Annotated in this window: 13 protein-coding genes; 7 read left to right on the top strand and 6 right to left on the bottom strand. The window is 44.7% G+C overall.

Annotated features, from left to right (window positions below; genetic code table 11):
* Window positions 1-3 precede the first annotated feature (3 nt).
* Window positions 4-2,571: a DNA gyrase subunit A gene (gene gyrA / locus NIES593_RS03665; protein WP_073598286.1), complete on the bottom strand. Its 2,568-nt coding sequence runs from the start codon at window positions 2,569-2,571 to the stop codon at window positions 4-6.
* A 572-nt stretch (window positions 2,572-3,143) separates the two neighbouring features.
* On the opposite strand from gyrA, the gene NIES593_RS23395 reads away from it, so the two are divergent.
* The 4 genes from NIES593_RS23395 (at window position 3,144) to NIES593_RS03680 (ending at window position 7,075) form a co-directional block, all read left to right on the top strand.
* Entirely contained in the window at window positions 3,144-3,284 is a 141-nt protein-coding gene (locus NIES593_RS23395; protein ID WP_245817265.1) for a hypothetical protein, read from the top strand.
* A gap of 91 nt (window positions 3,285-3,375) precedes the next feature.
* On the top strand, window positions 3,376-5,127 hold the full coding sequence (locus NIES593_RS03670; protein WP_073598287.1) for an LIC_10190 family membrane protein: 1,752 nt from the start codon (window positions 3,376-3,378) through the stop codon (window positions 5,125-5,127).
* Window positions 5,128-5,187: 60 nt separating this feature from the next.
* On the top strand, window positions 5,188-6,111 hold the full coding sequence (locus tag NIES593_RS03675) for a glycosyltransferase family 2 protein (RefSeq protein WP_073598288.1): 924 nt from the start codon (window positions 5,188-5,190) through the stop codon (window positions 6,109-6,111).
* A gap of 64 nt (window positions 6,112-6,175) precedes the next feature.
* Window positions 6,176-7,075, top strand: coding sequence for a glycosyltransferase family 2 protein (locus NIES593_RS03680; protein ID WP_073598289.1), 900 nt, complete (start codon window positions 6,176-6,178; stop codon window positions 7,073-7,075).
* 218 nt (window positions 7,076-7,293) lie between these two features.
* Here NIES593_RS03680 and NIES593_RS03685 read toward each other — a convergent pair whose 3' ends face one another.
* On the bottom strand, window positions 7,294-8,868 hold the full coding sequence (locus NIES593_RS03685; protein ID WP_073598290.1) for a trypsin-like peptidase domain-containing protein: 1,575 nt from the start codon (window positions 8,866-8,868) through the stop codon (window positions 7,294-7,296).
* Between the two features lie 256 nt (window positions 8,869-9,124).
* Between NIES593_RS03685 and NIES593_RS03690 the strand changes: the two genes are divergently transcribed.
* Entirely contained in the window at window positions 9,125-10,216 is a 1,092-nt protein-coding gene (locus NIES593_RS03690; RefSeq protein ID WP_073598291.1) for a saccharopine dehydrogenase family protein, read from the top strand.
* A gap of 53 nt (window positions 10,217-10,269) precedes the next feature.
* Here the strand turns inward: NIES593_RS03690 and NIES593_RS03695 are convergent, their stop codons facing one another.
* The 4 genes from NIES593_RS03695 to NIES593_RS03710 all read right to left on the bottom strand — a co-directional run bounded on the left by NIES593_RS03695 (window position 10,270) and on the right by NIES593_RS03710 (window position 16,026).
* On the bottom strand, window positions 10,270-11,727 hold the full coding sequence (locus NIES593_RS03695; RefSeq protein WP_073598292.1) for an MBOAT family O-acyltransferase: 1,458 nt from the start codon (window positions 11,725-11,727) through the stop codon (window positions 10,270-10,272).
* 136 nt (window positions 11,728-11,863) lie between these two features.
* On the bottom strand, window positions 11,864-12,220 hold the full coding sequence (locus NIES593_RS03700; protein ID WP_175561023.1) for a phosphopantetheine-binding protein: 357 nt from the start codon (window positions 12,218-12,220) through the stop codon (window positions 11,864-11,866).
* Window positions 12,221-12,236: 16 nt separating this feature from the next.
* Window positions 12,237-14,051 (bottom strand): acyl-CoA dehydrogenase family protein, encoded by a 1,815-nt coding sequence (locus NIES593_RS03705; protein ID WP_073598294.1) that lies wholly within the window; start codon window positions 14,049-14,051, stop codon window positions 12,237-12,239.
* A 160-nt stretch (window positions 14,052-14,211) separates the two neighbouring features.
* On the bottom strand, window positions 14,212-16,026 hold the full coding sequence (locus tag NIES593_RS03710; protein WP_073598295.1) for a fatty acyl-AMP ligase: 1,815 nt from the start codon (window positions 16,024-16,026) through the stop codon (window positions 14,212-14,214).
* Between the two features lie 429 nt (window positions 16,027-16,455).
* On the opposite strand from NIES593_RS03710, the gene NIES593_RS03715 reads away from it, so the two are divergent.
* Window positions 16,456-17,400: an ADP-ribosylglycohydrolase family protein gene (locus NIES593_RS03715; RefSeq protein WP_073598296.1), complete on the top strand. Its 945-nt coding sequence runs from the start codon at window positions 16,456-16,458 to the stop codon at window positions 17,398-17,400.
* 120 nt (window positions 17,401-17,520) lie between these two features.
* Window positions 17,521-19,962 (top strand): HD family phosphohydrolase, encoded by a 2,442-nt coding sequence (locus NIES593_RS03720; protein ID WP_073598297.1) that lies wholly within the window; start codon window positions 17,521-17,523, stop codon window positions 19,960-19,962.
* Window positions 19,963-20,131 lie beyond the last annotated feature (169 nt).

A 20,131-nucleotide genomic window follows, 5' to 3' on the forward strand; every position in this document is an offset into this window, starting at 1 on the left:
TTTCTACTCTGCTTCGGGATCTTCTTCGCCTTCAGCCGAGGGTGGAACTAGAGCAACTGCCGCGATCGCGTCGTCATCGTCAAGACGTTGCACCCTAACTCCCGTCGCCATCCGCGATTGCAGCGAGATGGCATCTACTGCCTGACGAATAATAATGCCTCGGTTAGAGACGATCATCATCTCATCTTCCCGATTGACCACGTGAATGGCAATCAAGCGGTCTTGTGCAGAACGGAACTTGATCGCTCTCACGCCCATACCTGCCCGCTTTTGCAGTCGGAATTGCGAGACTGGTACTCGCTTGCCATATCCGCAAGTGGTAATGGCCAGCAGCCAAGGACCTTGATTGGCTTCTTCCGAGGAGACTAATTCCTCATTTTCAAGGGTTTCATCTTCCGATTCTTCCTCAGCCGTACCGATACGAGCAACGACTTGACTGGGTAGGATATCCATACTGATGAGTTCGTCGCCTTCTTTTAGTTTCATTGCTTTTACGCCTCGCGTGGCGCGACCTAAAGGACGCAATTGCTGGCTGTCGGCTTTGAAGTGAATTGCCATGCCTCCTTTGGAACCAAGAATGATGCTATCCTCTTCGCGAGCAAGTCTTACCCAGCGCAGTTGGTCGCCTTCTTCTAAGGAAATGGCAATGAGTCCGTTGGCACGAATATTGCTGAAGGCTGAGAGTGCGGTTTTTTTGATGTAGCCTTTGCGCGTCAGCATGATCAGGTAGTCATTTTCGGTAAATTCTTGCACCGCTATAATTGAGGTAATCTTCTCCCCTTGGGAAATGGGTAGCAGTTGCACGATAGGCACGCCTCTGGCAGAGCGCGATCCGGCAGGAATGTGGTAAGCATTGAGCGTATAAACTACGCCGCGATCGCTAAAGAACAGGATGTTATCGTGATCGCAGCAAGTCAAGAAATGCTCTACGACATCATCCTCTTTGATTTTCGCTGCTGCTTTGCCTCTGGTTGCTCGATTTTGCGCCCCAAAAGTATTGACGGGCATTCGCTTGATGTAACCCTGTTCGGTTAATAAAATAACTGCCTGTTCGTTGGCAATTAGGTCGGTATCGACCAGTTCTCCTTCTGCCTGTATGATTTCTGTTCGTCGGGGGGTTGCGTAGGCTGTCTTGATTTGCTGGACTTCTTGTTCGATAATGGCTTCGATCCGTTCTCGCCGCGCCAGAATGTCCTGCAAGTCGGCAATTTTAGCTTGCAGTTCTTCGTGTTCGGCTTGAATCTTTTCGGCTTCTAATGCCGTCAAACGTCGCAGTTGCATTTGTAGAATGGCATCGGCTTGCGCTTCAGACAAGCTAAATCGTTCTACCAGTTGTGTTTTTGCCGTTGCTGTATCTGCCGCCCCTCGAATTAGCTGAATGACCGCATCTAAATTGCCGAGAGCAATCAATAAGCCTTGCAAGATATGGTCTCTTTCTTCGGCTTTGCGCAGTTCGTACTGAGTGCGTCGGGTAATGGTTTCGATGCGGAAATCAATGAAGACTTGGAGAAATTGCTTCAGACTGAGGAGGTGGGGTTCTCCGTTGACCAGCGCCAGCATATTGGCACCGAAGTTAGCTTGTATGGGAGTCTGCTTGTAGAGGTTATTGAGAACGACGCGGGGATAGGCATCTCGCTTGAGTTCGATGACGATGCGCATGCCATCGCGATCGCTTTCATCCCGAATGTCGGAAATTCCTTCAATCTTTTTATCGTTAACCAGTTCGGCGATTTTCTCGATGAGCGCTGCTTTATTGGTTTGATAGGGCAGTTGAGTGATGATAATCGCTTCTCTGTCGGGACGACCATGCTGTTCGATGGTTTCAATTTGGGCGACTCCTCGCATGATAATCGAACCGCGTCCCGTAGTGTATGCCTCTTTAATTCCAATGCGACCTAAAATCTGTCCTCCGGTAGGAAAGTCGGGACCGGGAATATAGCGCATCAAGTCGGCATCGCTCATCTGTGGGTTGTGCAGCAGTGCCACAACTCCATCGACCAGTTCTCCTAAGTTGTGAGGAGGAATATTTGTTGCCATCCCCACCGCAATTCCCGACGATCCATTGAGGAGTAACTGAGGAATCCTGGCAGGTAAGACGACGGGTTCCTGTTGCGAACCGTCAAAGTTATCGACGAAATCGACGGTTTCTGCTTCGATATCTCGAAGCAGGGCGTTAGTTGATAGCGATTGCAAGCGACATTCGGTATAACGCATCGCGGCGGGCGGGTCGTTGTCCACCGAACCGAAATTGCCATGTCCTTCGATGAGGGGATGGCGCATGGAAAAGTCTTGCGCCATTCGCACTAGGGCATCGTATACTGCCGTATCGCCGTGAGGATGGTACTTACCCAAAACTTCCCCGACCACGCGAGCGCATTTACGAAATGGGCGATCGTGGGTCAATCCCAGTTCGTACATTGCGTAGAGAATACGGCGATGTACTGGTTTGAGACCATCTCTGGCATCGGGAAGCGCCCGTCCTACAATAACGCTCATCGCGTACTCTAAGTAAGATCGGGACATTTCGTTGCTCAGATCCGTAGGAATAATCCGATCTTGAGAGAAGGTCATAGGGGAAAAAACTCCGTTAATCTGTATAATATAAGAGACAGACAGCTAAAAAGCAATTATAACGAGCAAAAAACGCCTTCTTTTTAACAGAGAAGACTGAAAAAACCGCGAGTTTCCTAACTATTTTAACACGCAGAGTCTCTTTTTGGCTTTGGCTAAGACTGCTTCAAAAATCGAGGATAGCTCTAAGCTTTTGATTTTGAGGGGTTAAGTTTTTTTTAGATTGTGGCGATCGCCTGGCAAAATCAGAATCAAAAAAATATTTACTTTTAATATATCCTACCTAAATATTTTTGGTGCAAATAAATATAATAGTAATTTTTCTAAAGGATTATTTGGATCGAGCATTAAATGATAAAACCCTTTAACCAGATAAGCAAAAGCTATTAAAAATAGCAAAAAAGACCCAAAAAACCAAATTTTATCCGAATTAAATCTTAAAAATCTCATATTTTCAATCTATTTTTCGTTTGCAATCGCTGGCTCTATCGCCAAATATATAATGAATAATCAAAAGCTTGCCCAAGAGGAATTTTCACCAACGCTTTATGCAAATTTCTCCATCAATGCTTATGGCGCTCTTAGCTGCTAAAAACATTCTCGGAGAGGAACACGATCTCTGGAACGTCAATACGGAACGCTCCTATCACGAGGAATTTACTCAACAAGAGTGGCAAAAACGACAACAGGAATTAAAAGCAGCGCAAGTCTAAGATAAGTCGTTAGAAGGGGTAAGGCAATGCCTTGCCCTGACAAAACGCTCTTAGCAGATTGGCACGAGGATAGTTAGACACTTTAATTTTCATGTTATATACACTCGTCGTTTGGACGATACTAATTTTTGTTTGTCCTGCTATCGGAATAGCCGTTCTCAATTGGTTAAAAGCAGATTGCTTCGATCGCAGGAGCGATCGCTTGATGATTGCCGTTTGGTTGGGGACGATCGCTCTTAGTATATCCTTGCTTGCCATCTCGCTGGTCGTTCCCCTATCGCCGTTGGTCGGCGGGACAGTCGCGATCGCTTTAGTTGCATTGTCTTTGGGATCGCGCCAGGCGAGGAGGGAGATTTTTAGTTTTCAATCGCTTCTTTCTCTGAAATTAATTACAGGATGTCTCGCTGTAGAAATAATCGTCGCCGCTTTAACGACCCAACAAATTAATTGGTTTGATACGGGTCTTTACCATCTCGGTTCCATTCAATGGCTATCTCAATTTGGAGCCGTTCCTGGATTGGCTTTAATTCATTCTAGATTTGGGTTTACCTCATCTTGGTTTGCTTTTTCTGCCCCATTAACTCCTCAATTTTTAGGCGATCGCATCGGGGCAATTACTAACGGATTTGTCTTTTTAATTTATGTTTTCTATTTTTTAATCTGTTTGCGTCGAGGAATTAGCAAAAATCTTCGATTATCCGATTGTTTTTTTATTTTCTTTTCAGGCGTAATTATTGGTGCCTATACTTTATCGGCTTTTTTGAAAGAATCTATCCTGGTATCCTTTTCTCCTGACGTTCCGATAACGTTTCTTGTCGGCATCACAGCTTGGAGTATTTTAGTCATTTCCAACTATCGTCGATCGCCTTTAGCAGAGGAGAATACTTCTTATTTAGATGCCTATCTTATCCCGCTGATTCTCTCTGTTGGAGCAGTTAGTATAAAGTTGAGTGCCCTTCCTCTTTTGGCGATTGGCTTCTTGTTTTATATTTTTGGGAAAAAGTTAGCGATCGAACGAGTTTTTGTGGGAGTTATCCTAGTCGCTATTGCGTTACTACCAAATGCTCTGTTTAGCATCACTACCTCTGGATGTCCCTTCTATCCTTCCCAGTTCATGTGCGTCGATCTACCTTGGTCGGTTCCAGAACAAACCATTGCCAATGAAACGTCAAAGATAACCGGATTGGATGTGCCGTCTGGTAGCGATAATTTTTTATTGGCTGCCTTACAAAAGCGATTTGCCTGGATAAAATCTTCAATTAAATTACAAATAATGCTTCTATTATTTGTAACTTCACTAATTTTATCAATATGGATGTTAGTAATATCGAGAAGCTCAAAATTCATCAAAACTAGGGGAGGAGATTGGATAATTGCTTTGGGAATTTTAGGAACTTCTTTTATATATACTAAAATTCCTTTGTTAAGATTTGCTATGGGATATTTAATTGCAATTCCTGCCTTATTTTTAGCTAAATATTATTTGGTTAGGGAAGAGAAAAACTTTATCTTATCTCATTTTTTCAAAATAATCGAATTGGCTAGAGTTAAACAATTTACTCGCTTAGGAGCAATTGGCTTAGCTGTAGTTTCTGTTGCGATCGCGGGAGGACAATCTCGCCTAGTTTTTCCCTCTAAATTACCGAGTTTTGATTTAATATATGCAAAAATTAATGATGTAGAGTACACCTATCCAGCAAACTGGACGAATAAATGCTGGATTACTAAATTGCCTTGTTCGGAAGTAGAAATAAAAAATGATATTAAATTGCGCGATCCAGCTAAGGGAATAGGAGCGGGATTTATTCGCAATGAACCCAAAAATAGTGAGATTGAGAGATGATTGACATAAGAAAATTCTCGCTTATTGTAGATTTTATTAAACCGTCAAAATCATCGGAGCATGGAGTACAAATCTAGACCGTTTGTTTCTGCGATCGTTCCGGTTTTCAACGATTCCGAGCATCTGAAAATTTGTTTGGAAGCTCTAGAAAAACAGACCTATCCAAAAGAGCTTTATGAAATAATTGTTGTCGATAACGGTTCGAGCGATCGCGAAAAAGTTCAAAGCATTATCGCTCGATTTAGACAAGCTATTTTAACCGATGAAAGCATTCCGGGTTCCTACGCTGCTCGCAATAAAGGAATCTCGCTAGCTAAAGGAGAAGTAATCGCTTTCACCGATGCAGATTGTATTCCTGCTCCAAATTGGATAGAAAAAGGAGTAAACAATCTGCTCAAAGTTCCTAACTGCGGGCAAGTGGTCGGTAAAGTAGACCTTTTTTTCAAAAACCCAGATCGACCGACAGCCATCGAACTTTATGAAAGTATTACTGCCTTTCCTCAAGAGAAATTACTTAAGGAGTATAAAGGTGGGGCTACCGCCAATGTTTTTACCTTTAAAGAAGTCATCGATCGCGTCGGAGCTTTCGATGCAAGTTTAAAATCGAATGGCGATCTTGAGTGGGGAGCGCGGGTTTTTGCTAAAGGATACGTGCAAATTTATGCCGATGACGTATGCGTGGCGCATCCAGCAAGATATTCTCTGGCTCAACTATACAAAAGAACGATCAGATTAGCAGCAGGAAGCTATCAGCGACAGTGTAAAAACGTGTCTTCTCGCATACAAAAGCAGAAGCTGTTTCTCGATTGTTTATGGCGCAATATGATTCCTCCTTTATTTTTTGTCTTTAATGCTTTTCGAGATTCGCGCTTGCAAGGATTGAACCAGAAAATTCAAGTGTCTCTGATTATGTTTTATGTCAGATACGTAAGTGCTTGGGAACTGTGTCGGCTTCAATTAGGAGCAACGTCAGCGAGGGAATAAAAAACTTTCTGAGGATAAGCGAGACTGGAAATTCCACCGCTCATTTTGACAAAAATATAAAACTATGGAACCCAAACAGCCTTTCTTTTCCATCATTATTCCCACTTACAATCGCCCAGAGCGACTGGAAACTTGCTTGAAGTCCCTAACTCGTCTGAACTACCCGCACGATCGCTTTGAGGTCATCGTCGTTGATGATGGTAGCGCGCGATCGCTAGATTCGGTCGTATCGCCATTTAGAGGGGAACTCAACCTCCAGCTCATTCGGCAAACTAACGCCGGACCCGCCGCCGCCCGCAATACGGGCGCTGCCAGTGCGAGGGGAAAGTTTCTTGTCTTTACCGACGACGACTGCCAACCCGATCCCAACTGGTTGAAGGTGTTCGAAATTTATTTCGACCGATATCCCGATAGCTTGCTCGGCGGTCATACGATTAACGAATTATCTGAGAATCTCTACTCGGAGGCCAGCCAGCTTTTAGTCGATTATCTTTATACTTACTACAATCGCGACCCCGAACGAGCTGCTTTCTTTACTTCTAATAACTTTGCCCTATCGACAGAACGCTTTCGCGAGCTTGGCTACTTCGATACGACATTTCCCTTGGCGGCAGGAGAAGATCGGGAATTGTGCGATCGCTGGTTGCATCGCGGTTACACGATGGTTTACGTCCCGGAAGCTTTAGTGTATCACGCCCATAAACTTTCATTGCCTACCTTCTGGCGGCAGCATTTTAACTACGGTCGCGGCGCATTTCATTTTCACCAAGTCCGTTCGCAGCGCAATCTAGAACCTATTAAAGTCGAGCCACTGACATTTTATACCGACCTGCTGCGCCATCCTTTTTCTATCCCATCTCGCCATCCAAGAGTCTTATTGGCTGGCTTATTTTTTGTTTCCCAAGTTGCCAATGTCGCAGGGTTTTTCTGGGAACGGTTGCAGCGCGATCGCAGTCCTAAATGACGAAACTAATGGTGCTGATGACAAATTAATTAGACTTTTTGTTTTGATTCGGGGAAAGGACAATCTTCGATTTGGAAAGTTAATACCAATTTTCAGGTTTTCGCGATCGACATTCTTCTCCCCTCTCCCTTTTTGGGAGAGGAGTTGGGGGTGAGGGCGATCTCATTAATGAATGAAAAATGGTATAATTTAAAGTTCATAAAATACATAATATAGATTTAATATAAGCTCTCCCATCTCCCATTAGTTATTTTCAGCCAGGGAACTACTTCATCGATAAAACCTCTAATTGTTCCAACTGAAATATGTCTTCCTACACCAGTTTTTCGATGTCTGTGAGAGGTAATCCCGATCGCTTGTCCATAAGAGTTAATCAATGGTCCGCCGCTATATCCGGGGAGAACTAAGTCACTAGAAGTTATAAAAGCTTTTAAAAGCGTTCTATAGGATTGTATTTTTTGACTCTGTAATTTAAGAACCTGTCCATTGGTCATCTTCCATTCTTCTGGGAAAGGAAAGCCAATTGCATAAACTGGATTTGAATCTATTAAAACTAACTCCTCTCCTGCCTCATCTTTAATCTTAGTATCAGCCCAAGTCACTTTTGGCAGATCGTTAGCTCCTTGTAATTTTAATAGAGCCAAATCAAAAACTAAATCGCTTTCAAAAACCTTGCCAGTAAACTTTCTTCCATCTTTTAATTTAACTGATACCGTCGATTTTTTTCCGACAACATGCTGGTTAGTAAGAACTAACCCATCAGAAGTAACAATTATGCCACCACCTCCACATTCGCTGTCTTGGCTCGTTTCTTTTTCGATACAAACAATAGATGGACTAACTTTTGCATAAACTCGATCGGGAGACAAGATTTTCCCTTCTTCAACAAAAGCAGTTGCCATTAACTTAGAGGAATGAAAGGCAAAGTTTTTTTTACTGTCTGACTTGGATTGAAATTGAGCGATTAATTGTTCTGCTTGCCAAGTATTGTAATTATTAGTTGCTCGATAATCTATTTTGCTTTTTTCTCGAAATAAATCTCGTGCTTTGCTTAGATGAAAAATTGCCTGTTTTTCTTTTCCTAAAACTCCTAAAACATTCCCTAGATCGCTATGAGCTTCTGCAAAATCCGATTGAAGATCGACAGCTATTTGGTACTCGGCGATCGCGGCAGGTAAATCCCCCAGCACATCTAGCACTATTCCTAAATTATAGTGAGACCAAGCACTACGAGGATTTCTTTTTACTTGCGATCGGTATTGCTCGATCGCCTGGGCTAGGGTACTATAGTCCCACCGATCGGAAGCTGGTTTTAGGATTAGGCTATACCTAGCTAAAGACTCATTGGGATTAACAGGCATTTTTTTGGCATAAGTTTTTATAAATTCTTGGAAGTAATGTTCAGTTTTCAACAGCCAGCCTAAATTGGTATTAGCGACTCGATAGGATGGCTTAAGATCGAGTGCTTTCCTAAAAGCCGCGATCGCGTCTTGTGAGCGATCGTTCCAAAAAAGGATTACCCCTAGATTGTTATAGGCTTCCGCTAAATTAGCATCCTGTGCGATCGCTTTACGAAAAGCTATCTCTGCATCTAGCATTTGTGAGTGTTGGTAAGACTCGATGCCTGCTTCTAAAGCAGCAATCGCATTGGGATGGCGAGATATACTTTCTTTCTCAGCGGTGACAGAAATATCGGTACGCAAGCAATCGAGGTGTGTTATAGAGAAAATTAAAATGCCAACAATAACCCCGCAAATGACCAGAAAATAAAACTTTTGAGTAAATTTGGACATGGCATATCTACAAGACTTGCCTCTCAATCTCGGTTTTTCTAATCAGAACTGATGTATCGTTCGAGCGATTGGATCGTCACTCATCCCATTTTAATTGAATGCGATCGCGCTAAAATCGATCTCTGTAGGGGATAAGCAATATAGCAAGATAAATCTTTAAGCAATCAATTTCTTGGAGCTAAAATATTAACCTAATAAACTGAAATAGCCTTGTATATTCAGGTACAATCTTTGAAATAATTTTTAATCTAAAAAAATGACCAAAAAAGTTTTAATTATTGGGGGTTGTGGAAGAATTGGGAGTAGCGTAGCGCGAGATATCGCTAACCACACCGATGCAGAAGTTATTGTTACGGGTCGCCAACCCAGACAAGATATTAAACAACCTCTACAATTTCTTGCCCTAGATTTAGAAGATTTAGAAAGATTAAGAGCTGCGATCGCAACTTCTAACTTAGTCATTCATTGTGCGGGACCGTTTCATTATCGAGATGGTCGGGTTCTCAAAACTTGTATCGAACAAGGCGTTAATTATATCGATGTTAGTGACCACCGTTCTTTCTATCAGAAGGTTATCAATTATCGAGACGAAGCAAAAGCGGCTGGTATTACAGCAATTTTAAATACGGGAGTTTTTCCAGGAATTTCTAATAGTATGGTTCGTCAAGGAATAGAACAGCTTGACGCAGCTGAAACGATTCATCTCAGTTATGTTGTAGCAGGTTCTGGCGGTGCTGGTATTACCGTCATGCGCACTACTTTTTTGGGATTGCAACAACCATTCGAGGCGTGGATAGATGGCAAATGGCAAAAAAAATTGCCTTACACCCAACGAGAAATTATAGAATTTCCCAAACCATATGGCAAGACAGGCGTTTATTGGTTTGACGTGCCAGAAACTTATACCTTTGCTGAATCTTTTCCTGTCAAAAACGTTATTACAAAATTTGGGTCAGTTCCCGATCTATATAATCATCTAACCTGGATTACAGCTCATGTTTTTCCCTCAGCATGGGTTAAGAGCAAAAAAGGAGTTGAATTTTTTTCTCATGTCGGTTATAAAATGACCTCCGTGACCGATCGCTTTAGCGGCATCGGGGTGGCAATGCGAGCGGAAATAAGCGGCAAGAAAGGCGATCGCAATGTCAAATATTGCTCGACAATGGTACATGAAAATACAGCCATTGCTGCTGGATATGGAACGGGAGGCGTTGCTCAATTAGTACTAGCAGGAAAACTCCACCAACCCGGAATTTTTCCGGTAGAACAAGTCTTGCCAACGAATTTATTTGAGGAAACCATGGCAAGTCGAGGAATTGAAATTCATCGACAACTAAACGTTGAATAATATCAAATCCGTTTATAGGTTGTCCCAAAAGTAGAAAATGAATTCCCTTGCCGCTAAAACTCGAAATAAATAAACTCCGATGGCGTTTTTTCTGCCAGTAGAACAGTTAAACCAAGCAATACTGGCGATACCCAAGGAGAGAGGAGTAACTCGTACTCAAATTTCCGCTGCCAAATAGCGATATGCTCCATCAGGAGAACAGCCGTTGCCAAGATCAAAATGGCAATCAGCATGACTCCTTCATTTAGGCTGTAGGAACTAAATAATTCGCCCAAGCCAGTCAAAGAATAGTTCCAAGGAGTTGCGATCGCAAGTAATTTAGCTAGCAGTCGTCTAGTATTCGTCTCCATAAAGAATAAACATCCCAGAACCACCGAGGCAAAGGTTAGTCCCCAAGAGATAAATTGAGGCTGGGACAGGTATTTGCCAACAAAGCCATAAAAGGGTCTGCCCAAATAGCGTAAAACTAGCAAGAGAGCGCCGTGATAAGCTCCCCAAAGGATGAAATTCCAGGCAGCACCATGCCAGAAACCAGAGAGCGTAAAAGTGATAAACAGGAAAAAGGGAGCCAATTGCTTTTGCGAACCCATGAGCGGAATAAAGACGTAATCGCGGAACCAAGTACTTAGCGTAATATGCCACCGCCGCCAAAATTCATTGATACTCTGAGAAGTATAGGGAGCTAGGAAATTAAGCGTTAATTTAATGCCCAAAAATCTAGCCAGACCCACTGCAATAAAGCTATATCCGGCAAAGTCAAAATAAATTCTGAGTGCAAATAAGAAAGCCTGGAACCAAATAATCCAAGCGTTATCTGCCACTTTCAAATCAATATAAGGCGAAAGGTTGTCGCCGAGGACGAATTTCATAAACAGCCCCAAAGACAGCCACTTTAGCCCTTGCTCGCAATTATCAAAAGAAAATTTAAAGCGAAACGATTCAATTTGAGGAAAGAGATCCACGCGGCGTTCGATAGGACCGGCGACGATTTGAGGAAAGAAAGAGACGAAGTTAACATAATCGATAAAACCGATCGGTTTCTTTTTCCTTGCCGTCAGCGAATCGACGACAAAAGCGACCATTTGGAAAGTATAGAAAGAAACGCCGGGAGGAATGCGATCGGGTACTGGAATGGGAAAGGTTGTTTGCCAATTTTGCGGTATAGTTGCTACCAATCCCGCCACATCTTCGACAAAAAAGGCTAGATATTTAAAATAGGCAAGAATTGCGATATCAAAAACGATGACAGTCATCGCAATAAGCCTAGCTTGCACGCTTTGGTAACGCAACATCAGCGCCACCATAATGTAATTGAAGACGACCTCGAAGACAAAGACAGCGAAGCTAATGCGATCGGTATTCAAAAACAGCATTAGCGACCAAACCATCAGTCCAATGCTGTCAAAGCTATCTCGCCAAAGATTGAGTGTCTTTGCAAGATAGCGTATCCCGAAATAGGGGATAGCAAATCCGATTAAAATAACCCAAAAGGAAAAGTCAGAGTAATTCAAGGCTCTGCAATATGGGATTGGTGATTAGCGATCCCGTCCGTAGGACGGTGGAGATAAGAGAAAAAAGAAAAACAGTTAAACTTATCAAATAGTACGGGCGCACGGCGGTGCGCCCTTATACTGATTACTGATTGTATTATTTACGCCCCCAAAGACCCCCCCAACCTTTTTTTCCGCTAGAAGCTGGCTGTACTGTTTCCTGGCTAGGAGCTTCTGCTTGGGCAGTTTTAACGTCGCCTAACGCACTCGACAAATCAAAGTTCTCGCATAAATATTGAGCTGACTTCTCAATGGTTGGATGATCCCAGAACAGCGTAGAAGGAAGCTCTAGATCGAGCCAATCTTCCAAGTCGCCCACCATCGTCACGGCATCGATAGAATCGAGTCCGTAGCGGGTCAACGGTTCGGTAACGCTGATCGTTTTGGGATCGAGAGATAGTTGCTCGGACAACTGCTTGACCAGCCAATTTTGGACGGCTTCGGCGGGAGTCATTGCTGGTGCTTGTTCGTCAAGCTTGAAGCTGGAGTTCTGAATTTGCATGGGTTTTATCCTCTTGTGTTTTTGATTGCGATCGCGCGAGTTGAAAAGGAACGATTGAGAACAGTTTATCTTCTCTATAAAGCTTAAGCAGTTCTTGAGCGACGTTTTCTACATAAGCTTCACAGATAAAGTACGGCAGGGGTCGCAAGGTACGCAAAAGTCTGTGCAGACTCAGTACCAGCCATTCTCCCTTAGCAAAGAAATCGCCCAAATTTTTCCGATTATACAGCCACATATGCAAGCAAGCTGCTGCTGCGTGCAACGTGCAGTACTTCTTGGCGATTTCAAACAATTCGGGCGATTGCTCGTGACCGAATTCAAATTTTGAGTTCGCTATCTGTTCGTCATGGGCATTTAATTCCTCTAATACTAGATTTCCCAGATCGAGCAGCTTAGCCAACACTGCTCGATCGAGAGCGGCATCTTCTTTCAATCCCTCCAGTTGTTGTAGAGCAATTTCTAGTCCTTGTAATAGGTCGTCCATACCGCGACCGAACAGTTCTAATTTTTGGGGTTCAAAGGTCGGCAGGGGTTGGTCTAGAGAAAAGATAGTTTCCAGGCGAGACTGAATTTCTGCCATCGTTTGCGGCTTTCTTCTGGCGCGGTATTTGCTCAACTGACGCAACTGAAGGATTAGCGCGTGCAAGTTAACGATCGTGCTGCCATCAAACATGCTGATAATGGAGTTATCCCGCAGCACCTTTTGGAAAATGCCATAGTCGTGTTCTTCCCGAAAGTAGAAACGAGAACCCAGAACGACATAAACGTTATTCACCATCGTCTCTAACCGCACAGTGACGAAGTATTTCACCACCGATGCCCAGACGCTAAACTGCTCTGGGATAATGTGAAATCCTCTAGCTGCGCCTATCGTTTCGCACTCGCAAATTAAAATGTCGAGGAAGGCATCGACGAGGGTTTTACGAGGCTGAGGGATGTCAATAACTTTCTTGCCGTAGAGAACGCGGTTAGTGGCAAAGTTCAGGGTTGTCCTAAGAGCAGTATCGGCAGCCCCGTGGGAGAAAGCAGCGCACAACATTCGCGTAATTTGGAAGCCTTTGAGCGCCAATTCCAAGCCGTCTCCCTCTTCCTTGAGGCGCATCGAGTCGGGAACGAAGCAATCTTTAAACCCAATCCCGCTCATATCAGAAGCGCGAATGCCGTGGGTAAGGATTTTGGGGAGGTTGTAGTACTGAGAGGGGTCGAGTTCGCGCTTGTCCACCATAAAAAGGGTAAGGCATTTCGGACCGCCTGCGGGTTCTGTTTTCGCCAAAATATAAGCAATGCCAGAAATAGTAGCGCGGTTGATGGGCCATTTTTCTCCGTTGAGAAGATAGCCGCCGGGAACTTTCGTCGCCGTCAGTTCGCCGCCTACTAAATCGCTGCCGTGTTCTCTCTCGGAATAGCCGAGACACATTGCTCCACATTCGTCTATGATGTAGCGAGCGAGTTTTTGTTTCTGTTCCTCGCTTCCTGCCATCCAAGTCAGAAACGACCAGAAGAGGGTGGTAAAGGCAATGCCGATGGTCTGATCTCGACGCGACAGAACTCTGACAAAGGCGACAAATTCCTCAAAAGAGGTAAATTTTCCGCCACAATTGGCAGGGACGTAGTAATGTTGTAATTTCCATTTGTATAGCCAATCAATTTCTTGGTGCGGGAATTCCTCGCTTTCATCGATTTCCATGACCCGCCTAAAAGACATAATGCTGTCTGGGGCGAGAGGATCGCCTAAATCTTTTTCGAGCGTTTGGGCAACCCAGTATTGCTTGAGTTCGTGCATCAGATTTTCGCTCCATTCATCCAAGAAATGATTTCAAAACAATGCTTTTTTTGTCATTGCTGAAGGTCGAGAGGTTACCAGAATTTGTCGCTATTTTAGCTATATCTTCTGTTGGTTAGCTCAAAAGGAGCGCGATCGCCTTCCGATAAAACTACAATTTTTACTCTTCAATTGCCTCATCCGCAGGACTAAATTTTGCCACGAGTTCGGGATTTTCGCTCCAAGCGGCAACGATATTAATCGTTCCATTCAAGAAGTTCTGGCGGCAAGCGCGACGCTGAATTTTGCCGCTCGCCGTTTTGAGAATGGTTCCCGATTTTGCCAACACGATCGCGTAGACAGGAATTTCATGCTGTTCGGCAATTTCTTGACGAATATCGCCAATTATTTGCTTTAGATCTAAATTTTCAGTTCGACGCTCGACTTCCTGCACGATAACCAATTGTTCTTCTCCATTATCTTCAATAGAGAAGGCAGCCCCATAATCGGGACGAAGAGCAGGATGCAGATGTTGCACCGTCCATTCAATATCTTGCGGATAGTGATTCGTGCCTCGCATAATAATTAAATCTTTGATCCGTCCGGTAATGTAGAGTTCTCCATCTTTGAGGAATCCGAGGTCGCCCGTGCGCAGGAAAGGCCCTTCTCCGCTATCTTGGATATAAGCTCTGAAAGTGCGCTCTGTCTCTTCCTCGCGCTGCCAGTACCCTTGAGCGACGCTGGGATCGGCAACCCAAATTTCGCCTACTTCATCGGGTGCACAGCGAATTAAGGTATCGGGATGCACGATCGCAACTTTGGTATCGCAAACCAGACGACCGCAGCTAGCAATAGTCCGAATGCCGTTTTCTCGCTCTGGCTTGGCATCGACAATCTTATCTTTTTCTAAGGCGGCAGCTTCTAGGCGTGTAATAACGGGTTTGTGTCCTTTGGGTTTCGTCGAGACGAGCAGGGTATATTCTGCCAGTCCGTAGGCGGGGGCAAAGGTTTCCCAAGCAAAGCCGCAGGGAGAAAAGGTTTCGACAAACTTTGCCATCACTTTCGGGTTGATGGGTTCGGCGGCGTTTCCTGCCGCTTGCCAACTGCTCAGATCGAGTTCTTCAAGATCTTTGGGTTTAACGCGGCGAATGCACAAGTCATAGGCGAAGTTAGGCGCTTGAGAGTGGGTGACGCGATATTTAGTAATGTTTTTCAGCCATTGAACGGGACGCTTGATAAAGGCGAAGGGAGACTGGAGATAGCAAGGCGTGCCGTTGTAGAGAGGCACCATCATTCCTTCAACGAGTCCGTAATCGTGGAAGTATGGCATCCAAGTAAGCGTCACGCTATTGGGTTCGTAGCCGCAAGCTTTTTGTAAGTAGCCAGCATGGTGGATCAGGTTAAAATGACTGAGCATTACACCTTTGGGCGTGGAAGTAGACCCCGATGTATACTGAAGATAAGCTAACTGGTTTTTGTCTGCCTGCGGATCTTGCCACTGTTCGGCGAGGGCAAGATCGACGGTTGCCGAATCGATCCAGTGCATTAGCTCGAATTCGGGAAATTCGTCGCGCACGTTCTCGATTAAAGACAAAATTCCCGCCGTAGTTAGAGCAAAGGTGGCTTGAGCGTCTTTAACAATTGCTCGCAGTCTGGGTAAGGTTCGCTTGAGTCTGCCGGATTCTGGCGGGGGAACGGGAATGGCAATCACTCCCGCATACAGACACCCGCAAAAAGCAGCGATGACTTCCAGTCCTTGAGGATAGAGCAATAGCGCTCGTTCTCCTTTTGCCCGATACTGTTGTAGTAAGGCGGCGATCGCTCTGGCTTGACGGTCTAATTCTCCATAGGTCAGAGGCGCACTTTCTGTTTTTCCATCGATGAGAAAGGTGTAAGCATGACCGTCAGGTTGTTGTGTAGCTCTCCCGCGCAGGAGTTCGATTAGGGTCGAAGGAACCGTTTGGGTCGCTGTTGATTTTTCAAGGCTTTGGGTCATCTTTAACTCGTTAGTAAATTTTAGATTAGTCCTCCTGCCGTTCTGCGACTTCCTTCAGACACGACGGAGCGGCAGAGCGTTACCTACATTGTTGATAAATTAGAACATATAAACGTTAACTTATTACAAATTATGTCAACCTCTTACCTAAATTGTCAGCCCCATTCAACTTTTTTCCGTAAAAGTAACTTTCAAGAGCTTTAAGAAAGCTACTCTTGCATAAATTCAAGATAAAGATTCAAGCATAATACTATTTTTAAAGCTTTTAAAGATAGAGTTTCTAAAAACCTTTTTAATTTAATAAGAAAAGCTATGGCACCGACTCGGTACGATTGAAAAAAAAGATCGGGGATCTCTCGTAGGCGTAATTAATACGAAGCCTATAAGCTAGTACAAGCCAAAATAGATGGGAAAGGAGGTCGAAAGAGGGTGCGATACTCACTTTTGAGTCGGTTTCAAGGCGGTTTGCTCGGCGGTTTCCTGGGAGAGACTTTAATTGACAGTTCTTCAAAACGAGAAGGAACGATCGCATCGGAGATAGGGATCGACTCGATCGAACCTTGGCTCGCTTCTAGTACGTTGTCTGCCGAAGACTGGGAGCAAATTGGCGATCGCCTGTCTGCTGCTTTAGAGGGCAAAACGCCTACTAACAGCGGCGAATTGGCTGTAGCGGCGCTACCTATACTGTTCTTTTTTCATGACGACTTGGGGTTGCTCAAAGAGCAGCTACAACATTTGGTAAACATTTGGCAATTGTCCGCACAGACCTTAGAAGATGTTTTAATATGGGCGTATGCGATCGCGCTGGCACTCAGAGAAAAACTCGATCCCGATCGATTGCTTCCTCAAATCTTGGTTCGCTATCGATCGGCTCAGACTCCCCTCATCGACCAGCTAGAGCAAGTTCGGACTTGGTTAGAGCAAGGAACTTCCCTACGGCAAGCGATCGCCCAAATCTCTAGGGACGGCAAACCGAATCCGATCGCGCTAGCGCTCTACTGTTTTGCTCGCACTCCAGAAGATTTTCGACTTTGCTTGATGCAAGCTATTCGGACGGGCAAACAAGCTTCTCTCGTTGCTGCTCTAACTGGTGCTTTGGCAGGAGCGCACAACAGTTTTAGCGGAATTCCTATCGATTGGCGTGTAGCGGTTGGAAAACACCCAACGGGTCAAAAACTTACTAGAGAGGCGACTTGTCTGTTTGCCGCTTGGTCGGGCGCTTATAAACTAGAAGGCTTGGATACTCTTAAATCTGCTGCTGTCACTTCGCCTCTGGTGATGCAACCCCGCTCTTCTGTCAAGATTATTTCTCAAGGAGAATATTCATTTTTAGATCCTTTGTTTAATGTAGACAGTAAAGTAATAAAAAAGTAAACGCTGATGTTTTACACGATAGTTTACTAAGTATTTATGCTTAAAATTTATGAAATCGCTAGCGAGGCAATTCCAGCCAGCTCCTTCTAATCCTATAAAATCAGATCGTTTTCACAATCTATGAAGACCTTTCGTTTATTGACCCAGCAATTTGAAGAATGGCGACGAAAAGATCGAGAGTCTCATTCCTTCTCCGGATCGGAGAAGGCCCCTGTGCCAACGACGGCAAGAGCAGGAGCAATTTTAGAAGAGCAGGCCGTCTCAAACCAACCCTCTGCATCAAAGCACGAGCGCAAAGCTCAACCGCTAGTAATCGTAGTGGCGATCGCTTCTTTGACCAGTATTTTTGGCTATCGCTTCTACAATCAACCTCAACTAGGTGTCGGTACGGTTGCCCCCGAAACGATTCAAGCGCCCAGAGACGGTCGTTTTGAAGATGCTAAAACCACAGAACAGAGGCGCAAAGAGATTAAAACGGGAGTTACTCCGATTCTGAAACGGGATTTGCAAGCCAGTTCTCAAGTCGAACAAAATTTAGCTGCCATTCTCGATCGCATCGAACAATTAAGACAGGATATCGGCGCTTTTCCATTCGTAGAGGTAAGCGTTCTCTCTCTAAACAGCCAAAAAGCTTTACGTTCGATGCCCGAACCTAACTGGCAAGCCATTCTTGCCGCAGCCCAATCTAGCGCGTCGTTTGAGGGTTCAGATCCCGTCATGAAGGCGGCGATCGCCTCTTTAAAAACCTATCGCCAAAAAGTACCTCAACCCGAATTTGAAACCTTAATAACCAAAATTTCCATCGCTCGTCAACGATATGCCAAAGCCACGAGCGTAGCAGTAACACATGCCCAGATCGAATTAGACCCAGGCGCGATCGCTGCTTTTCTAGATTTGAGCGATCGCACTTGGCAGAATACCAAACTCGAACTCTCTCAGGTATCGAGAAGGATTCTCACTCAAGGAATTCCCAGGGGGCTGCCGCTTAACGTGCTAGAAGAAACCGTTAAGATGCATTCGAGCCTCTCGCTGACGCAACAAATCCAGCCCGCCGCCAATCAATTGTTGTTGATGGTGTTGCAACCTAATTTGATGGTCGATCGCGAAGAAACGCAACTGAGGGCAGAACAAGCGGCACTCGCTGTAGAACCCGTTATTATAGAAGTTAAAAAGGGAGACACAATCGTTGAGGAAGGCGACGTTATCGCCCAAGAAGATTTTGTCGTTCTCGACGGTTGTGGGTTAAGCCGTCGCGGAATTAGCTGGATGGGTTTAGGTGTCTCTGCTATTCTCGTCGCTGGTGCGACAGGTATATTTTGCCTGGTCGTCAAGCGAGTCCGCCGCCCAATCCGCCGTCGCGATGCATTTTTGCTGTGTTTGTTGACTCTGAGCGCTCCCGTCATGGCTGCCCTTCATCCCCGATACATGAGTCTGCCCGCGATCGGGCTGTTGGTCAGCAGTTTCTATAGCCCAACCCTAGCAGCGACCCAGGTCGTTCTAACAGGCGGACTGACGACTTTTGCAGTCGGGGCTGTCGGTTGGGAGTATTTGCTGGCAGGTACGGCAAGTGGGCTACTTGCTGCTTACTTCGCCGGACGACTTCGTTCTAGAGATGAATTATCGCTACTAGGAGTAGGAGTGGGCTTAACCCAAGGAGGAACCTACTTCGTTGTCAATTTGATTCTGACTTCGTCGGCGGGAACGCTTTGGTCTGCCCTTTTGCCAGGCGCGATCGTTTACGGGCTGTTGGGCTTAGCTTGGAGCGTAGTTGCATTGGGAATCTCGCCCTACCTAGAACGATTGTTTGATTTGGTAACGCCGATTCGGTTGGTAGAATTGTCCAATCCTAACTGCGGTCTCTTAAAACGACTGGCAACAGAAGCGCCCGGTACGTTTCAACATACGCTCTTTGTTGCCTCTCTTGCCGAAGCAGCTGCCAGGGAATTGCACTGTAATGTAGAATTGGTCAGGGCAGGAACCTTATATCACGACATCGGCAAAATGCACGATCCCATGGGATTCATCGAAAATCAGATGGGCGGTCCTAACAAGCACGATACAATTAATAATCCCTGGATTAGTGCGGATATTATCAAAAAGCACGTGACTGAAGGCTTGGTAATGGCTCGCAAATACGGATTGCCCAAGGCGATCCGAGATTTTATTCCCGAACATCAAGGAAAGCTACTCATTTCTTATTTCTATTTTCAAGCTAAACAAAGAGCCGAACAGGAAGGCAAGCCCCCCGTATCGGAGTTAGATTTTCGCTACGATGGTCCGATTCCCCAATCGCGAGAAACGGGGATTGTTATGCTGGCAGATGCCTGCGAAGCAGCGTTGCGATCGCTCAAAGAGGCTACGCCAGAAGTCGCTCTAACAACCATTCACAAGATTTTTAAAGCCCGCTGGCGGGATAATCAACTCGTCGATAGCGGCATCAGATACGAAGAGCTACCGATTATTGCAGAAATTTTTGTCAGGGTTTGGCAACAAGTCAATCACCAGCGTATTGCTTATCCTAAAGCGGTTCTAGATTCTCACAATCCTGGAAAACTACACTAATACGAGTTTGAAGACGATTTTTCAAGACGCGATCGCAGATAAGTATCGATTAGAAAATTCAATTAATAACGAGCAATATCAGTAATCCTAATAATCGTAATTTCAACTACCTGAAATTACATAGAATCAAAAATATTTTGATGGCTGACAAAATTTACTTTCTAGATAT

It is taken from the genome of Hydrococcus rivularis NIES-593 (assembly GCF_001904635.1).
Classification (GTDB): Bacteria; Cyanobacteriota; Cyanobacteriia; order Cyanobacteriales; family Microcystaceae; genus Hydrococcus; species Hydrococcus rivularis.

Excerpts from the sequence above, each read along its gene's own strand:
- gyrA (WP_073598286.1), bottom strand. The coding sequence starts at position 2,571 with ATGACCTTCTCTCAAGATCGGATTATTCCTACGGATCTGAGCAACGAA.
- NIES593_RS23395 (WP_245817265.1), top strand. The coding sequence starts at position 3,144 with ATGGCGCTCTTAGCTGCTAAAAACATTCTCGGAGAGGAACACGATCTC.
- NIES593_RS03670 (WP_073598287.1), top strand. The coding sequence starts at position 3,376 with ATGTTATATACACTCGTCGTTTGGACGATACTAATTTTTGTTTGTCCT.
- NIES593_RS03675 (WP_073598288.1), top strand. The coding sequence starts at position 5,188 with ATGGAGTACAAATCTAGACCGTTTGTTTCTGCGATCGTTCCGGTTTTC.
- NIES593_RS03680 (WP_073598289.1), top strand. The coding sequence starts at position 6,176 with ATGGAACCCAAACAGCCTTTCTTTTCCATCATTATTCCCACTTACAAT.
- NIES593_RS03685 (WP_073598290.1), bottom strand. The coding sequence starts at position 8,868 with ATGTCCAAATTTACTCAAAAGTTTTATTTTCTGGTCATTTGCGGGGTT.
- NIES593_RS03690 (WP_073598291.1), top strand. The coding sequence starts at position 9,125 with ATGACCAAAAAAGTTTTAATTATTGGGGGTTGTGGAAGAATTGGGAGT.
- NIES593_RS03700 (WP_175561023.1), bottom strand. The coding sequence starts at position 12,220 with ATGACTCCCGCCGAAGCCGTCCAAAATTGGCTGGTCAAGCAGTTGTCC.
- NIES593_RS03705 (WP_073598294.1), bottom strand. The coding sequence starts at position 14,051 with ATGCACGAACTCAAGCAATACTGGGTTGCCCAAACGCTCGAAAAAGAT.
- NIES593_RS03710 (WP_073598295.1), bottom strand. The coding sequence starts at position 16,026 with ATGACCCAAAGCCTTGAAAAATCAACAGCGACCCAAACGGTTCCTTCG.
- NIES593_RS03720 (WP_073598297.1), top strand. The coding sequence starts at position 17,521 with ATGAAGACCTTTCGTTTATTGACCCAGCAATTTGAAGAATGGCGACGA.